The sequence below is a fragment of the Chryseobacterium sp. CT-SW4 genome, from assembly GCF_048572715.1.
GTDB lineage: Bacteria > Bacteroidota > Bacteroidia > Flavobacteriales > Weeksellaceae > Chryseobacterium.
In genome coordinates this window covers 2152804-2171206 of the sequence record NZ_CP183840.1, presented here as the reverse complement: position 1 = coordinate 2171206, position 18403 = coordinate 2152804, and the positions used below count along the sequence as shown (strand labels likewise).

The window sequence follows — 18403 nt, the reverse complement described above, 5'->3', positions numbered from 1 at the left end:
CACCATGAGCCGGAAAACCCTATTGATCTTTCTGTATATTTATGCATTAATATTCAGTGTTTTAAAGACAATAAGACTTCCTAATCAATGGTCGGTTGCCCATTGGATGGTAGATTACAGATTTGGATTTATTAAAAGAGGGTTTGCCGGGGAAATTCTTGGATTCTTTGCTGAGAAAAATGAAATGGCTATCCTTTTAGTATCTGTTACAATTCTTCTATTGCTATATGGTATTTTAATAGGCATTGCAGTTAAGAAGACTATGGAAAAACCGGATGATATGAACAGGATATTCTTCTATTCTGTTTTTTTTATGTCCCAGTACATGGTATTCTCCGCACATCTGATAGGCTATCTGGATCATCTTATTTTTCTCCTGACTATTGCAGCGGTCTATCTTATCCGAAAAGGGAAAATATTATTGCCATCAGCATTATTATCTGTAGGAATTTTAATTCATGAAATTAGTTTTTTCCTGATGTTTCCTATCTGCCTTTTTGCTTTGGTGGTAAAGGAAACGCCCCATCAGTCTTTTTCCCTTAAAGAAATGGAACGACGCCGACTCCTTCAAAGCACTGTTTTATTACTCGTTGTCCCGGTGTGTATATTAGCGGGAATTATAGGGTATCAGCAGTGGTATGGAGAAAATCATTATAACAATCTGTTGAATTACCTTACCCAAACAGGATTGATCAGGAAGAGTGTTGCCAGTTTGGTTTCCACCAGCTATACGGAGAGTTTTACATCCTTTTTGGCGGAAGAAAGCCCTCATTTTCTGCAAAGGGTTTTTGTGTCTACCTGTACGGTAATTTATGGTATCCCGATGCTATTCATGGGGTTTATGATATATAAAGAATTCAGTAAAGCAGGATTGCTTATTGTGGGATTGTTGGGAGCTGTCTCCTTGTTCCCTTTGCTCTTGCATGCCATAGCCTGGGATACTTACAGGATATGGGCTTTTCCTTTTATGATTATGTTCTTAGGTTTTTGGATTTTGGGTTCTCAATTGAAGCCGGAACTTCCCCTTGTTTCAATCTCAAAATTTGAAATTATATTTTTTATCACTTCCGTGTTATTGGTTTCACTGATTCCCAATTTCTTGTTTGATGGTGAAACGGAAAGATTTTCTTTAAGGGAGCGATTACTTATTATATTACCTATATTTTTAACTATTTATTATTTGTTTAAAAAAAGCGGACAGAGTTATAAGTGATTTTATATTAGATTGATTATCAGTAATATGTCTGTTGTTTTAAAATTTTAAAAAAGAACCTTCTTATAATTTTACGGAAGATGATTCTTGTTCGGCGTTTCTTTAAAATAGCTTCTTTATCTAAAGTTTTGATAATTAAGGAATTAATAATTGATGTTGATATTGTAATTATCGGAAATTAAAAAAATGATTGAAATATAGCATGAAAATTATTAATTCTTAAATCGTACAGAAATACAGATATGTCTGAAAATAAACGATTTCTGTCGTTAATAATTCATAAAATAGAAAGAAAATCACTATATTTGCCGACTTAATTTAACGTAGTTATTCAAAATGCAAGGAAAAGGACTTATTACAATTGTTGCTATTGTATTGGGGTTGATTTGCTTAAATGAGCTATTACCAACCTGGTACGCCAGCAAAATTGAAAAGCAGGCAACTGCTATTGCAGGAGATAATCCGGAAAAATACCAGAAAGAGATTGCAAGACTTTCTAAGGATACTCTCAATCTAGGATTTACACAGCTTTATTACTCCAAAGCGAAAGACAAAGAAATGAAACTGGGTCTTGACCTTAAAGGAGGGATAAATGTTCTTTTGGAAATCAACCAAAGAGATTTAGTGAATGATTTAACGAATTATTCTACAAATCCTGTACTTATTGAGGCTTTGAACAAAACAGATGAAGTTCAGAGAAGCTCTACGAAATCGTATATTGATAATTTCTTTGAACAGTTTGATGCTGTAAACAAAGCAAAAGGAACCAGCCTTAAGCTTGCAGATCCGGAAATTTTCGGAAACAACAATCTTACTGAGATCAAATACAATACTACTGATGACCAGGTGAAAAGTATTGTTAAAAGAAGAATTGACGCTTCAGTAGGTACTGCTTTTGAAGTAATAAGAACGAGAATCGATAAGCTGGGAGCTATTCAGCCGAATGTACAGAGAGTTCCGGGTACGGCAAGAATTTCTGTGGAAATGCCGGGAATGAAGGATATAGACAAAGTGAAGAAAATGCTTCAGACGTCTGCAAAACTTCAATTCTGGGAAGTACAGCAGGTTCCTGAAGTAGCCCCTTATTTCCAGTCATTAACGGCTAATGTGGCAATGAAAGGAGATTCTATGGGAGTTGCTAAAAATATAAACTTCATGAATCTTTTGCAGCTTGATAAATTAAGAACGAACGGTGTTGCGAACGTAAAATTATCAGACACAGCAGTAGTCAATAAAATATTAAACAGTAAAGTAGCCCAGTCATTACGTCCGGCCAATATCAAATACACTCAGTTTATGTGGGGGTATAAGCCGGAAGCTACGGATTCTGAAAGCTTAGTGCTATACGCTATCAGAGGAAATATCAACCAGAAAGCTCCCGTTGACGGTGCTGTGGAAAAAGCAAGCATCAGCTATGACGAGCTGGGAAGAGTGGTAGTGGACATGCAGATGGATTCCAAAGGAGCAAAAGAATGGAAAACCCTAACAGAGAAAAATGTAGGTAAGCCCGTTGCTGTAACCCTGGATAACAGAGTTTATACCGCTCCGAACGTTGTTAATGCAATTCCTAACGGTAGAACTCAGATTTCAGGAAACTTCTCCCAGGATGAAGCTAAAGAATTAGTAGATGTTTTAGGAGCCGGTAAATTACCTGCAGGAGCTAAAGTAGTACAGGCTACACAGGTAGGTCCTTCTCTAGGACAGGAATCTATTAACGCGGGTCTTCTTTCTTTCGCGATCGCATTTATGATTATCATTGTTTACATCATTTTCTATTATGGAGGTGCCGGTGTATATGCAGTAATTGCAATGGTGATCAACCTATTCTATATTTTCGGAATTATGGATTCCGGAGACTTTACTCTTACCCTTCCTGGTATTGCAGGTATCGTACTTACAATGGCTATGGCCGTGGATACGAACGTAATTATCTATGAAAGGACCAAAGAGGAATTATTTGCAGGAAAAAGTATCTTAGAAGCATATAAAGACGGATTTAAGCACGCATTAAGCGCGATTATTGACGGTCACTTAACAACCTTGTTGACAGCGGTAGTGTTGTTCTTCTTCGGAACAGGACCTATCAAAGGATTTGCTTTAACATTGATGATCGGTATCGTGATGACATTATTCACATCCGTATTGCTTTCAAGAGTAATGATCTTCAGCAGACTTAATAAAGGAAAACATCTTTCCGTATGGACTCCGCCAACTAAAAATCTATTCAGAAATACATGGATCGATTTTATTGGAAAGAGAAAATACGCTTATATTATTTCTCTTATCTTAACGATAATTTGTATCGGATCTATTTTCATCCACGGATTTAAATATGGTATTGATTTTACAGGAGGTAGAAACTATGTGGTAAGATTTGATAAAGATGTAAACTCTGAAGATGTTGAAAAAAACTTAATTAAAATTTTCCAGACAGAGGATGGTAAAAATTCATCAGTAGAAGCTAAAACATTTGGAAACTCCAAGCAGCTTAAAATTTCTACGGATTACCTTATCGATGATGAATCTTTAAAAGCTGACCAGACGATTGAGGAAAAATTATATCAGGGATTAAAACCTAATTTACCGGCTAATTTAACTTTACAGGAGTTTAAATCAGCAGATACGGAGCATGCAGGGATCATTTCATCAGAAAAAGTAGGACCTACGGTAGCAGATGATATTAAGACCCACGGTATATTAGCCGTAGTAGCGGCATTGGCAGGTATCTTTATCTATATCCTGTTCAGATTTAGAAAATGGCAATTCTCTCTTGGAGCGGTGGCAGCACTATTCCACGATGCGGTTATCATTTTAGGAACTTACTCCTTACTTCATAAATATATGCCGTTTAATATGGAGATCAACCAGGATTTCATTGCGGCAATATTGACGGTACTTGGATATTCCATTAATGATACGGTTATTATCTTCGACAGAATTAGAGAATATTTAAGAGAGAAGAAAGCTTTAACATTAGCAGGATTATTTGATGATTCAATCTCCAGTACACTGGGTAGAACGTTTAATACATCATTTACCACTATATTGGTGATCCTTGCGATCTTTATCTTTGGAGGGGACAACCTGAGAGGATTCATGTTTGCCATGTTAATCGGTATCGGATTCGGTACTTATTCATCTATCTTTGTTGCCTCGGCTATTGCTTATGATTTCCTGAGAACAGGAAAAGAGGAAGAAGTTCATGGGAAAACAACTTCTACTAAAGAAGTTATAACATCCAAATAAACTACTTAAATTATAAAGTAAAAGCCCTTCCTTAAGAAGGGCTTTTTTGTCTGAAATATTTTAATACATACCATAAAAATTATTCTTCTTATTTCGTTATTTTTGCAGCAATATGGAAAATTCAAAAAAGAAAGCGGCCATTGGCTTTATTTTTATAACGCTCCTGATTGATATTACAGGGTGGGGAATTATCATTCCCGTGGTTCCTAAGCTTATTGAAGAGCTTATCCACAGTGACATAAGTGAAGCAGCCAAATATGGAGGCTGGCTGGGTTTTGCATATGCCTTTACCCAGTTTATATTTTCTCCGGTGGTAGGAAACCTGAGTGATAAATACGGAAGAAGACCTATTATCCTTATTTCACTTTTCGGATTTGCGATTGATTATATTTTACTGGCCCTATCGCCCACCATCATCTGGCTTTTTATCGGAAGGGTAATTGCCGGCATTACAGGGGCAAGTGTAACCACAGCCAGTGCCTATATAGCAGATATTTCTACCGATGAAGACCGGGCAAAAAACTTTGGTCTCATAGGTGCTGCTTTTGGGTTGGGATTTATTATAGGCCCCGTTTTAGGTGGAGTTTTGGGACATTATGGATCCCGGGTTCCTTTCTATGCAGCAGCAGTTCTTTGCCTGCTTAACTTTTTATACGGATATTTCATCCTTCCGGAAAGTCTTGATAAAGATAAAAGAAGAGAATTTGACTGGAAGAGAGCCAATCCTGTCGGATCTTTTAAATTTTTAGGAAAACATCCTGAAATTTCTGGTTTGACGTTTGCGCTTATTTTAATTTATATTGCGGGGCATGCAGTACAAAGCAACTGGAGTTTTTTTACAATGTATGAATTCAACTGGACGGAAAGAATGGTGGGAATATCCCTCGGGGTAATAGGATTATTGGTAGGATTGGTACAGGGTGGTTTAATACGATGGACCACTCCAAAGCTGGGGGAGGAAAGAAGTATCTATTACGGACTTGCTCTGTATGCGATCGGAATGTTATTGTTTTCCTTTGCGACAGAAGGGTGGATGATGTTTGTATTCCTTATTCCTTATTGCCTTGGTGGAATATGCGGCCCGGCACTTCAGTCGGTGATTACCAAAACCGTTCCTTCCAATGAGCAGGGGGAGCTTCAGGGGTCCTTAACCAGTCTGATGAGTGCGACGTCTATCATCGGACCACCAATGATGACGAATCTTTTCTACTATTTTACGCACGATGAAGCTCCGTTTAAATTTTCGGGAGCTCCCTTTTTTCTGGCGTTTGTCCTGATGACCATCAGTGTGGTGGTAACTTATTTTGCTTTTCAGAAAAAGAAATAAAATTGATATAAGATGGGTTCAGGTTACTGAATCCATTTTTTGTAATGAGAAAAAAGTGAGGATCTTTAATAAGCTATGATTATTTTTAAACAATTAAAGCATAAATATGTGGTTTGAATTTCACTTATTTTTTATTTTTGGTTATTGATTGCTGATAAATAAGCTCAAATATTAAAATTTATTTAAAATTGAAGGAGGGAATCAATATATGTATAATCTTTTGTAATTTTACATCATGGAATTAAGCTTTGGAGAAATGGCGCTGATTGCAATAGCAATCGTGGTATTATTTGGACCGGATAAACTTCCGCAGATTGCCCGTGACCTTGGTGCAGGGGTTAGAAAGATGCGTGGTGCGGTAGAAGATATTAAGACCGAAATAATGAAGGAGACGGATAATCCTGTCTCTGAAATTAAGCGTGAAATTGAAAAGGTTAAAGATGCTGCAAAAGATTTCAATCCTGTAAAAGATATAGAAAAAGATATTCTCACAAAACCTTCTGCCGATCCCAAACCCAAAGCTGCCGATGACGAATCACACGAAGGACCTGTAAGCAGATAATCGGGATGGAGGAAATAATTCAGGAAGACAAAAATGTTTTTTTATATCTCAATAATTTAGGGGATAATTCTTTCGATCAGTTTTGGATGCTGATCTCATCCACTTGGATATGGGTGCCTCTTTACATTATCTTTCTTTACTTTTTACTTAAAAATTATAATCTTAGAGCTTTAATCTATATTCTTATATTTATTGCGATTGGAGTTACCGTTTCAGATCAGCTGGCTTCCGTATTCAAATTTGGAATAGCAAGATTGAGACCCTGCCATGATCCCGGTCTCATCCATCATATGAGAATTGTAAAATGTGGTGGGCAATATGGCTTTTATTCTGCACATGCTTCCAATACTTTCTTTTTGGCAAGTTATTTGACTATCTTATTAAAAAAGAAATTAAAATGGTTTCCCTATGCTATATTCGGGTGGGCTGTTATGGTTTCTTACAGTAGAATATATTTAGGAGTGCATTTTCCCATAGATATTTTGGTAGGGGCGTTTGTTGGATTCTTATTGGGAGGGCTTTTTGCCACACTCGCCAAAAAAGTTATCCACAAACAAAACTCAACCACATGAAAACTTTCTTATTGATCCCGATTATTACCATTTCATCTCTACATTATGCACAGGATGCCAAAATAGCAGATGAATGTTTTAAAAAAGCAGATTATAAATGCGCTGAAGAGCAATATTCCAAGCTTGCCAATCAGGAAAAAATCCAAAAATTTCAGTCAGAATATTATAATAACCTGGGAACTTCCCAAAGGCGTTTAGGAAAAACCAGCCTGGCATTTAAATCATATGAATCCGCTTTAAAGTCCAATCCTTTATCCGCTCCTGTATATGCCAATCTTGCTTCATTACACAGCCAGAGGGGAAGTAAGGAAAAAGCCCTTGATTATATTAATAAAGGCTTGCAGATAGATGCAGAAAATGCAGATATGTACCTTACCCGCTCAAGGATCTATGATGATATGGGCAAAAAGGATCTGGCAGCTCAGGATTTAAATCATATATTAAGTTTCGATCCGGAAAATTTGTATGCCCGAACCGGTTTGGCTAATCTTAAAAAGAATAACGGAGATCTGGAAGGGGCTTTAAAAGATTATAATCAACTTCTTTCCGAAAAACCGGAATCACTTTTATATACCGGAAGAGCAGACGTTTACCTAAAGATGAAAAAATCCAAAGAAGCGTTGGCAGATGTGAATAAGGCTATCAGTATAGATCCTAAATTCGCCCAGTCCTATGTAACGAAATCGTTGATATTATTCGATGCTGCAAAGGATAAAGAAGCATGTTCCAATTTAGATAAAGCAGTCGGTCTGGGATATGAAAAGGCCCTTCTTGCCAAGTATTATTCTCGATGCTCCAAAGACAAATAGCTAGTCATTATGATAAGGTTTTCCCTGTAAAATCTGATCGGCCCTGTAAAGTTGTTCTACAATAAATAAGCGGATCATCTGGTGGGTAAAGGTCATTTTTGAAAGTGAGATCTTTTCATTGGTACGGGAGTAGATTTCATCGGAAAAGCCATAAGCACCGCCGATCAAAAGATGCACTTTTTTAACGGAAGAATTCATCCAGCTGTCTATTTTCTGGGAAAATTCCCTACTGGTAAACTGTTTACCTTTTTCATCAAGGATAATAACAAGGTCGGTTCTGTCAATATGATTCAGAAATAACTTTGCTTCCTCTTTTTTGAGAAGATCAGGGGAAAGGTTTCGGGCATTTTTAACATCAGGAATCTCAATGATCTCAAAATTCCAGTGTTTAGGGAGACGATTGATGTAATAATTAATTAAAGTAGTGATCTCCTTATCATCGGTTTTCCCAATACAAACTAAATTGATACGCATGTATAAACTGATCTATTTAAGTTAAAAAATCAAAGATATTCATAAAATAAAGAATTATTTCATAAATTCATAATGATTTTAGAGAAGTGGGAAAACATCTGTAGGGTATCTAAATCTTAAAATATTGCTATTACCATGAAACCAGGATCACACTTTTTTATTTTTTTAGCTCTTCCTCTTATTTCCTATGGCCAGGAAACTAATACTGACAATGAAGATTATCTGAAAAATGACCGGAATAAAATATCCCTGGTTGCAGAAGCAACTTATCTCACCAATTCCTTTGGATTGTTATATGAAAAAAGAGTATTCAGGCTGAAGCCTAATGATTCCTTTTACACAGAACTTTTATTAAGGTACCGATGGCTGGATGCCAATATTTCCTTTACTCCCAAGCTGATTAAAATAAATGACGACAACGATATAAAAGGTAAAACCAAATATTTTAACTTAGGTTTTGCTTTTTTTGTTTCTCCTAAAATAAGGCAGTCGGTTAGCTATACTCAGGTGAAAGGCCTCTATCTGGATAAAACAAAAGAGTTTTTGGAGCTTATTTTCTCCGAGGATATGCAGAATGTGAATGTAAGCAATGCTTATTTACAATATCCGGATGCCAGGTACCAGTCTTTTAGAGGAGGAACCAGCTATTTATGGCTGGGGGATAAAATCAATTACCGGAGCTATACCAATATGACTTATAAACCTCTGAAAAATGATTTTGTTTTACTCACCGGGTTATTCTATCAGTACAGTATTTTAAAAGATTCCGATAAGGTCAGCTATGAAGGAGTAGTATTGGAGGATGCGGCTGACGTTTCCTCTACCAAAGATATTACTGTGGCATTAAGGAGTGGAGCAGGTATTCAGCGGCTGATCCAAAAAGACTGGTATGCTATCATTGAATTATATCCGCAGCTTTATTATTCCAAATTGCTGGGAGAGAACTTTCATGAGTTCAATATCGGAATGAATTCCAATGTAAGATTAGGCTATGATAATGGGAAATGGTTTTTCGGAGGCGGGGCACAGCTCAACTGGGTGAATAATGGCAATGAAAATTTTTATTCTACTACACAGTGGCAATTTAGATTTGGGGTTGGATTGAGAATTAATTCTCCTAAATTTGTAGGGAAAACTTTTGACAAGGTAGATAACATATTAAAATGATGTAAAGATGGGTATTAAAACTCCGAAGTTTATTTTAAAAATACAGGATTTTTTTGATGGGATTCATATTCCCGTGTTGGGAATTTCATTATGGCAGATGTTTCAGATTTATATTTCCGGTGTCTTTAAAGATAAAATAGGAAGAAAGGCAGCCGCTATTTCCTGGAGTTTTACCATAAGTTTATTTCCTTTTCTTCTGTTTTTACTTTCCATATTGCCCTATATGCCCCATTATGATAAGCTGCAGTTTTATATATTTGAAGTGCTGATGCATAATATCTTTCCCTCCAATATGGAGAGTGATGTAAGGGACTATATAGAGAAAAGTATCATTCCCAATATGAAAGGGATCAGTAACCTTACTATTGTGCTGGCACTCGTATTTGCTACCAATGGCACCTTTTCACTCATCAATGGATTCAATGAGAACTCCGAAGAAAAGCTGAGTGATGTTAAAGAATTTATTCTTTCCTTTTTCATTACCATTGGCTTTATTACTATCGTATTTCTCGCTTTATTCGGTGTATATTACGTGGAAGTAGTCATGAAGCTGTTTACTCCTGCTTACAATATTTCATGGCTGGTCAATAACCTGACCAAAATTATCGGATTCGTGTCTTTCCCTTTATTTTACTTTATTCTTTTAGCGATGTTCTACTGGTTGGGAACAGTCAAAATCACCAGGTTCAGACAAGCCGTTCCGGGGGCTATTTTAACGACTATATTATTTGTGCTTACCACGTATCTGTTTGCACTTTATATGAAAAATATAGCAAGATATAACGTACTTTATGGCTCCATAGGAAGTATGATCCTCTTAATGGTTTGGGTGAACGTGAATGTCTATCTCCTCCTGTTTGGTAATGAACTGAATATGGCGATCAGAAAACTCAGAATAGAAAAGCTTATTGCCGACGGCTTAAAGAAAGAAGCAGTCTATTACCCATCCGGTACCGTCTCGGAACCTGAGGCTAATGAGGAGCATGTAAGGAAAAACTAATTATTCTTCCGTTATTTCTTCACCGTTTTTATTACTTAAATATAAAACAAGATAACCTAATACAGCCGCTACTACGGATGCTATTAAAATAGAGAATTTTGCTTCATCCTGGATTTCGATTTGTCCTTTAAAAGAAAGAAGGGCAATGAAAATAGACATCGTGAAACCAATCCCGGCAAGAAGACCAACTCCCGCCATCTGCAGCCAGGAGCTGTTTTGAGGAAGGGAACTAAGTTTAAGCTTGATGGCAATAAATGAAAATAAATTGATCCCGATTAATTTTCCAAGCACCAATCCGCAGATAATTCCCAACCCTAAAGTACTCGTTAAACCCTCTACCATTCCGCTGTTGAATGCGATATTCGTATTCGTCAAAGCAAATAAAGGCATGATGAAAAAATTGACAGGAACATGCAGTTGATGCTCCAGCTTTTCCAGCGGAGAAATTTCAGTGTAAGAAGGGTTAGTCGGAATTGAAAATGCCAGCAGAACACCTGCTATAGTAGCATGTATACCTGAATGGTGCAGAAAATACCATAAAAATAAACCCGGAATAAGATAAAATATAATTTTGGTAACCTTAAGATAATTAAGAAGGAATAATAGTGCGGTAATAGCAAAAGAAAGAATTAAATAAAGCCAGTGAATCTGCTCCGTATAAAAAACAGCAATTACTAAAATAGCTCCAAGATCATCTACAATGGCCAAAGCTGCTAAAAATATTTTAATGGAGGCGGGAATCCTGCTTCCCAGCATGGAGATAATGGCTAAAGAAAAAGCAATATCTGTGGCCATAGGAATTCCCCAGCCGTTCCCATATGCTGTACCGGAATTAAAAACACTGTAAATTACTGCGGGAATAAGCATTCCGCCGATTGCTGCAAAAATAGGAAGAGATGCATTCTTAAAAGAGGACAGTTCTCCTTCTACCAGTTCCCTTTTTATTTCCAGTCCTACAAGCAGGAAGAATATGGCCATTAATCCGTCATTGATCCATATGCTGACAGGATATTCCAGCCCAAAAAAATGGGTTCCGATTGTGGTGTCCAGGATGTTTTGAAAATCGGCTCCGGCATCGGAGTTGGCGATAAGCAGGGAAATTATCACACAAAAGATGAGTATAATTCCTGAGGACTGACTGTTATTGAAAAAGTTTTTAAAATAGATGCTTAAATTCATGAGGGGAATTATAATCGTCTCACTTTGGAAACGCCGTTGATTGTTTTTAATTTTTTAAAGGTTTCTTCCAGCTGACCTTTATTTTTTACTTCCAGGTTGATGTTACCGGTGAAGAGTCCGTCATTGGATTCAATGGACATGCTTTTCATATCCATTCCCATGGCATTACTGATAACGGCTGTGATATCGTTAATCATACCCATTCTGTCCAATCCTTCGATCTCGATTTTAACACGGTTTTTAAAGCTCTCGGCATTCACCCATTTGGCGGGGATTACCCTGTAATCATACTGGGCTCTCAGGTTGATGGCATTCGGGCAGTTGTCACTGTGAACTTTTATTCCGTCCGATATGGTAATAAATCCGAAAATCTTATCACCCGGAATTACGGTGCAGCATTTGGCAAAACTGTAATTCAGTTTTTCTTCATCTTTTCCGAAAACGATCATATCCAGATTGGTTTCCGGCTGCTCTTCATACGTCGTATTCTTCGGAACGGATTTCCTGAACCTTGAAAGAAGATTATTGAATACGTTTTTACTTTCTATATATTTTCTCAGGCTGCTGGCATCCAGCTCATTGCTCTGGAATTTAAGGAACAGCTCCTGGGAGGTTTTTAAATTAAAAAATTTCTGAAGCTTATTAACCTCGTCATCATTAAAATTAATTTTAGCATGACGGAGCTTTCTCTGAAGAATCTCTTTGCCTTCTTCCACCAGCTGGTTTTTCTGGGAATTAAGGAAACTCTTGATTTTAGATTTAGCTTTAGACGTTACTACAAATTCCAGCCAGTCGATCTTAGGTTTCTGGTTATGAGAAGAAAGGATATCCACCTGATCTCCGTTTTGTAAAATATAGGAAATAGGTACGAGTTTTCCGTTGATCTTAGCTCCCAGGCATTTCATTCCCAGATCGGAGTGCACAGAAAATGCAAAATCCAGTGCTGTGGCATTTTTAGGTAGAATTTTGATCTCACCTTTGGGAGTGAATACGAAAACCTCTTTGGAATATAAGTTCAGTTTGATATTATCCAGAAGCTCGGAAGTAGTCAGGTTTTGCTGTTGTTCCAGAACTTCCCGGATTTCAGTAACCCATCTTTCGAAATTTCTGTCTTCTGAATTTTGTTTATAGCCTTCTTTATATTTGTAATGGGCAGCGACACCTTTTTCGGCGATCTCATCCATCCTTTCGGAACGGATCTGCACTTCAATCCATTTTTTGTCGGGTCCCAGTACGGTTAAATGTAAGCTTTCATATCCGGTAGAACGCGGCTGGGTAATCCAGTCACGCATTCGGGAAGGATTACTGTGATAAACATCGGTAACGATGGAATAGATTTTCCATGCCAGGAATTTTTCATTTTTGGCATCGGACTTATAGATGATCCTGATGGCATAATTATCAAAGACCTCTTCAAAGGAAACCCCTTGTTTAAGCATCTTACGATAAATGGATGAAATTGCTTTCGCACGTCCTTTAATGGTGAAATTAAGGCCTTCTTCCTTGAGTCTTTCAGATACTTCTTTTTTGAACTCTTCAATATACTTTTCACGGTTATCTTTGGCGAGCTCCAATTTCTCGGATATCTCATGATAAACTTCCGGATTATTGTATTTTAAAGAAAGGTCTTCAAGTTCGGATTTTATATTATAAAGTCCCAGGCGGTGAGCCAGAGGAGCATAAATGTAAACGGTTTCGGATGCAATTTTTTTCTGCTTGTCCGGAGCCATGCTTTCCAGTGTACGCATATTGTGAAGACGGTCCGCAATCTTGATCAGGATTACCCGGAAATCCTGGGAAAGGGTAAGCAGAAGCTTTCTGTAATTTTCGGACTGTACAGAGATATTCTGATGATTCATGATGGATATCTTTGTCAATCCATTCACGATATTCGCTATTTTTTCACCGAAGATTTTTTTAATATCTTCATACGTATAGTCGGAATCTTCAATAACATCGTGTAAAAGGGCACAGGCAATAGATGTGGCTCCCAAACCTATTTCTTTGGCAACAATTTTTGCAACGGCAATAGGATGGTAGATGTAAGGCTCTCCGGATTTTCTGCGCTGATCTTTATGAGCGTCTAATGCAATATCAAAAGCTTTTCGGATGAGTTTGTTATTTTCTTCATCCAAAGTTCTGTATGTATTGGAAATCAGGTCCTTGTAACGGGCAAGGATCTCTTTGTTTTCTTGTTCTAAATCGTAACTCATTTGTGGGGAAGCCTTTATTTAAACGAAAATACGAAAAATAATGCTATTTTCCGGTTTTTTTATAACTCAAAAAATCCGTAGAAAAGCTCTACGGATTCCTGGTTATTAGATTTTAAGGATATATCTTATGATTTTACTTCCGAATTAATACCTTCTGTGGAGCCTTTTATTTTTATATCCATACTGTTATGGATTTCTGCGCGGCTTCTTGCATCGATGTATTTTTTCAGGTTATGGTAATCAGCCTGGTCTATTCCCATATTTTCAAACAGGTAGGTTTTTAAAACGGCATTCTGATTAAAAATATGTTTTGCATTATCTGCCTGATCATGATCTTTCACGGCAACACTTGCAAAATATTGGGTGTTGTGGTTATTATCTAAATAAATGATGTAATCGGAATTTTCAAATCCGGAATTCTCAAGATCGGTTTCAAGTTTTTTATAATCGCTGTGATGTTCAAATAATCCAGCTAAAATATTTGACATAGCAATAGGTTTTTAATTTTAATTTAAAGATAATAATAATTCCTTAAATATTGAAAATTTTTAAAATAATTTGATTTTTTTTTAATTTTTCCTTTTGTTTAGGCGTTATTTGATGTCATATTTTGGGTTAATCAGCTGTTTTTTTAAACAATTGTTTTATTTAAAAACACAAAAAGCAGGAAAATTTTCCTGCTTCTGATATGAAATTGATATTTTTTAACCTAAACGTTCATTTTTAATTTCGTCTACAATTTCCGGGTTAAGTAAAGTGGAAATATCTCCAAAATTACTAAAGTCTCCCTCTGCAATTTTTCTGAGAATCCTACGCATGATTTTTCCGGAACGGGTCTTAGGCAGCCCGGAAACAAATTGAATTTTATCCAGTTTGGCGATAGGTCCGATCTGATCGGAAATCAGCTGGTTGATCTCTTTTTTCAGATTATCTCTATCCCTTCCTTCACCGATTTCTTTTAGCATGACATACCCGTAAAGTGCATTTCCTTTGATGTCATGAGGATATCCGACAATAGCGGATTCCGCTACGGCAGGGTGCTGATTAATGCTGTCTTCAATAGGTGCTGTTCCAAGATTATGTCCGGAAACAATGATTACATCATCCACTCTACCTGTAATTCTGTAATAACCTACTTCGTCCCTTAAGGCACCGTCACCGGTAAAGTATTTACCTGGAAATGCGGAGAAATAGGTTTCCTTATACCGTTGGTGGTCACCCCAGATGGTTCTGGCGATTCCCGGCCACGGAAAGCGTATACAAAGGTTTCCTGTAACCTGGTTTCCTGAAATTTCATTGCGTTTATCATCCATCAGTACGGGTTGTATTCCCGGTAATGGAAGGGTGGCATAGGTAGGTTTTGTAGGGGTTACAAATGGAATAGGAGAGATCATGATTCCTCCGGTTTCCGTTTGCCACCAGGTATCGACCACCGGACATTTTTTCTTGCCAACATGATCATTGAACCAGTGCCATGCTTCGTCGTTGATAGGTTCCCCTACGGATCCTATTACTTTTAAGGAGCTCAGGTCATGCTTATCCACCCATTCGGTGCTTTCTTTAGCTAATGATCTGATGGCAGTAGGAGCGGTGTAGAATTGAGTCACTTTATGTTTTTCAATAACTTCCCAGAAACGGTCCGGCTGCGGATAAGTGGGAACTCCTTCGAAAATAACGGTGGTTGCCCCGTTACACAGCGGTCCGTACAGGATATAAGAGTGTCCTGTAATCCATCCGATGTCTGCCGTACACCAATAGATATCATTTTCTTTATAATTAAATATATTCTTAAAAGTATATCCGGTATACACCATGTAACCACCGCAGGTATGGAGCATTCCTTTAGGCTTTCCTGTAGATCCTGAAGTATAAAGGATAAAAAGCGGGTCTTCCGCATCCATGATTACCGTTACGAAATCTTCTGAAGCTTTTTCGTAAAGATCTGCCATCCGGTGATCTCTTCCTTCTTTCATTTTGATTTCATTGTGAGTTCTTTTTACGACCAAAACGTTTTCAATGCTTTCTGTTTTTTCAAGTGCTTCATCTACAATGCTTTTAAGGTCAAGAACTTTACTTCCTCTGTAGCTTCCATCGGAAGTGATGATCATTTTAGCTCCGCAGTCATTCACCCTTGAAGCTACTGCAGAGGCGGAGAATCCTGCAAAAATAACGGAGTGGATAGCTCCTAATTTTGCACAGGCAAGCATGGTAATGGCCAGCTCCGGAATCATAGGAAGGTAGATACAGACACGGTCGCCTTTTTTTATTCCGAGGTCTCTCAGGATATTGGCTGTTTTGTTTACTCTTTTATAAAGATCGTTGTAGCTTATATACAGAGCTTCTTCTTTCGGATCGTTAGGTTCCCATATGATGGCTGTTTTTTCGCCTCTTTCTGCCAGATGCCTGTCGATACAGTTTTTAACGATATTCAGCTTTGCATTTTTGAACCATGTAATTTTGGCCTCCGTCATATCATAATCTACGACCTTGCTCCAACGCTGATACCAAACAAAATTTTTGTCGGCAATATTATCCCAGAATTTCTTTGGGTTTTTAATGGACTTTTTGTATTGTTTAAAGTAATCGGGTAGGTCTTCGATTTGGTAATTTCTCATATCCTTTTATTCTTATTTTTTTTGTTTAAATATTTTTTTTCCTTTTAAAGTTAAGCCAAATTTGATTATCAGGCCTTGTATTCAAGGAATTTTTCCTGAATTTCCTCAATAATTTTTTCATCATCAATAGTGGATGGAACCTGGAAATCTTTTCCGTCTAAGAGGGTTCTGATCAACTTTCGCAGAATCTTTCCTGAGCGGGTTTTAGGCAACCTGTTGACAATCATGGCATTTTTCAAACAGGCTACGGCTCCTATTTTTTCTCTCACCGTCTGAATTATTTCTTTCTCTAGCTGGTCTTCCGAAATAGGAGAACCATTTTTTAAAACTACGGTGGCAAATGGGATTTGTCCTTTAAGATCATCATCTATTCCCACTACGGCACATTCTGCTACTTCAGGGTGTGAGGAAACTACTTCTTCCATTTCAGATGTAGAGAGCCTGTGTCCTGCTACATTGATGACATCATCCACTCTTCCGGTAATGAACAGATATCCGTCTTCATCCTGAATAGCGCCGTCACCGGAAAAATAATACCCGTTATATTGGGATAAATAGCTTTTTTGGAACCGCTCATGGTCCTTCCATATTCCCAAAAGGGCCCCCGGAGGAAGAGGAAGTTTAATGGCTAAATATCCTTCATGGTGGGGATCGAGCTCATATCCGTTTTCATCAAATATTTTAATGTCATATCCTGGAATAGGTTTGCCGGCTGAAGCTCTTTTAATTTTATATTGATCGTCTGCGGTCATTAATCCTAGCATAGGCCAGCCGGATTCCGTCTGCCACCAATGGTCGATAGCAGGAACGCCGATATGTTCGGTGAACCAGTCCAGTGTGGCAACATCGCAGCGTTCGCCGGCTAAAAATTGTTTTTTGAAATGGGAAAGGTCATATTGTTTAACCAGCTCACCGGCAGGATCTTCTTTTTTTATGGCTCTAATGGCTGTAGGAGCGGTAAACATCACCGATACTTTATATTCTGAGATGATTCTCCAGAAAGTTCCTGCATCAGGAGTCATAATAGGCTTACCTTCGAAAATGATAGTGGTATTCCTGTTGATGAGGGGGCCGTACACGGAAAAGCTATGGCCCACTGCCCATCCGAAATCGGAAGCGGCCCAGTAGGTTTCACCCGGTTTCACTCCATAAATGTATTTCATGGAAAATTGAAGGGCTGTTGCATATCCTCCTGTATCACGGACGATCCCTTTGGGTTTGCCGGTGGTTCCCGAGGTATAAAGCAAATAGAGCGGGTGAGTGGATTCTACAGGAATACAGTCGGTGGGGACGGATTGAGCAGTCAGTTCTTCATAGTCAATCAACCCTTCGAACATTTCATGTTGATTGTCCACCAGCTTACGGTTATAAACGATGATATGCTCCACTTTGTCCTGTGCCAGCTCGATGGCTTTTTCTACCAGAGGCAAATAAGGGATTCTCTTTGAAATTTCAACCCCTGCGGTGGCTGTAATCAATGCTTTTGGTTTGCAGTCATCAATTCTTACAACGAGTTCATGTGGTGCAAATCCTCCAAAAACCACATTGTGGATCACGCCGATCCTTGCACAGGCCAGCATGGTAAATAAGGTCTGTGGGATCATCGGCATGTAAATAACAGCGGTATCTCCCTTTTTTAATCCTAATGAAGAAAGTCCTCCTGCTAATTTGGAAATTTCCTTTTGAGCTTCATTAAAAGTATAGGTTCTTTTTTGTTCGGTAACAGGAGAGTCGTAGATAATAGCGATCTGTTCACCGAATCCGTCTTCAATATGCTTGTCTATGCACAGGTAGCACATATTGAGCTCGCCGTCAGAAAACCATTGCGGATAGTTATTCTGATCGTAGGACAGGATGTTGTTTGGGAACTTGGACCATTGGATTTCCCGGGCCTGTTGCTTCCAGAAATTTTCTTTGTCTTCGATGCTTTGTTGGAATAAGGTGTTTACATTCATATTAGAATTATTTAGTGTTGTATGGGTTTTACCACCCCGTCAAAAATTTTATTTTTGACACCCCTCCGGAG

General features: G+C 37.9%; 14 protein-coding genes. 8 read left to right on the top strand and 6 right to left on the bottom strand.

Annotated features, from left to right (window positions below; translation table 11 throughout):
* The first annotated feature begins 4 nt into the window (after positions 1–4).
* The 6 genes from ABJ974_RS09805 to ABJ974_RS09780 all read left to right on the top strand — a co-directional run bounded on the left by ABJ974_RS09805 (position 5) and on the right by ABJ974_RS09780 (position 7729).
* On the top strand, positions 5–1213 hold the full coding sequence (locus tag ABJ974_RS09805; RefSeq protein ID WP_419868069.1) for a hypothetical protein: 1209 nt from the start codon (positions 5–7) through the stop codon (positions 1211–1213).
* A 336-nt stretch (positions 1214–1549) separates the two neighbouring features.
* A complete protein-coding gene (secD, locus tag ABJ974_RS09800; protein ID WP_419868068.1) occupies positions 1550–4459 on the top strand; it encodes a protein translocase subunit SecD in 2910 nt (969 codons plus the stop codon).
* Positions 4460–4571: 112 nt separating this feature from the next.
* Complete coding sequence (locus tag ABJ974_RS09795; RefSeq protein WP_419868067.1) at positions 4572–5786, top strand: TCR/Tet family MFS transporter; 1215 nt, start codon at positions 4572–4574, stop codon at positions 5784–5786.
* Positions 5787–6021: 235 nt separating this feature from the next.
* Positions 6022–6348, top strand: coding sequence for a Sec-independent protein translocase subunit TatA/TatB (locus ABJ974_RS09790; protein WP_419868066.1), 327 nt, complete (start codon positions 6022–6024; stop codon positions 6346–6348).
* Positions 6349–6353: 5 nt separating this feature from the next.
* Complete coding sequence (locus ABJ974_RS09785; RefSeq protein ID WP_419868065.1) at positions 6354–6920, top strand: phosphatase PAP2 family protein; 567 nt, start codon at positions 6354–6356, stop codon at positions 6918–6920.
* Positions 6917–7729, top strand: coding sequence for a tetratricopeptide repeat protein (locus ABJ974_RS09780; protein ID WP_419868064.1), 813 nt, complete (start codon positions 6917–6919; stop codon positions 7727–7729). Before ABJ974_RS09785 ends, ABJ974_RS09780 begins: the two co-directional genes overlap by 4 nt.
* Here the strand turns inward: ABJ974_RS09780 and ABJ974_RS09775 are convergent, their stop codons facing one another.
* Positions 7730–8203 carry a 23S rRNA (pseudouridine(1915)-N(3))-methyltransferase RlmH gene (locus ABJ974_RS09775; RefSeq protein ID WP_419868063.1) on the bottom strand — a complete coding sequence of 158 codons (474 nt, stop codon included), beginning with the start codon at positions 8201–8203 and terminating at the stop codon, positions 7730–7732.
* A 135-nt stretch (positions 8204–8338) separates the two neighbouring features.
* Between ABJ974_RS09775 and ABJ974_RS09770 the strand changes: the two genes are divergently transcribed.
* Positions 8339–9370, top strand: coding sequence for a DUF4421 family protein (locus ABJ974_RS09770; protein ID WP_419868062.1), 1032 nt, complete (start codon positions 8339–8341; stop codon positions 9368–9370).
* Between the two features lie 7 nt (positions 9371–9377).
* On the top strand, positions 9378–10370 hold the full coding sequence (locus tag ABJ974_RS09765; protein ID WP_419868061.1) for a YihY/virulence factor BrkB family protein: 993 nt from the start codon (positions 9378–9380) through the stop codon (positions 10368–10370).
* Here ABJ974_RS09765 and nhaA read toward each other — a convergent pair whose 3' ends face one another.
* The 5 genes from nhaA to ABJ974_RS09740 form a co-directional block, all read right to left on the bottom strand.
* Positions 10371–11549 carry a Na+/H+ antiporter NhaA gene (gene nhaA / locus ABJ974_RS09760; protein ID WP_419868060.1) on the bottom strand — a complete coding sequence of 393 codons (1179 nt, stop codon included), beginning with the start codon at positions 11547–11549 and terminating at the stop codon, positions 10371–10373.
* A gap of 8 nt (positions 11550–11557) precedes the next feature.
* Entirely contained in the window at positions 11558–13762 is a 2205-nt protein-coding gene (locus tag ABJ974_RS09755; RefSeq protein ID WP_419868059.1) for a RelA/SpoT family protein, read from the bottom strand.
* Between the two features lie 125 nt (positions 13763–13887).
* Positions 13888–14250, bottom strand: coding sequence for a hypothetical protein (locus ABJ974_RS09750; protein ID WP_419868058.1), 363 nt, complete (start codon positions 14248–14250; stop codon positions 13888–13890).
* 216 nt (positions 14251–14466) lie between these two features.
* Positions 14467–16377 (bottom strand): acetate--CoA ligase, encoded by a 1911-nt coding sequence (gene acs / locus ABJ974_RS09745; RefSeq protein ID WP_419868057.1) that lies wholly within the window; start codon positions 16375–16377, stop codon positions 14467–14469.
* Positions 16378–16445: 68 nt separating this feature from the next.
* On the bottom strand, positions 16446–18332 hold the full coding sequence (locus ABJ974_RS09740; protein WP_419868056.1) for an AMP-binding protein: 1887 nt from the start codon (positions 18330–18332) through the stop codon (positions 16446–16448).
* Positions 18333–18403: the final 71 nt, after the last annotated feature.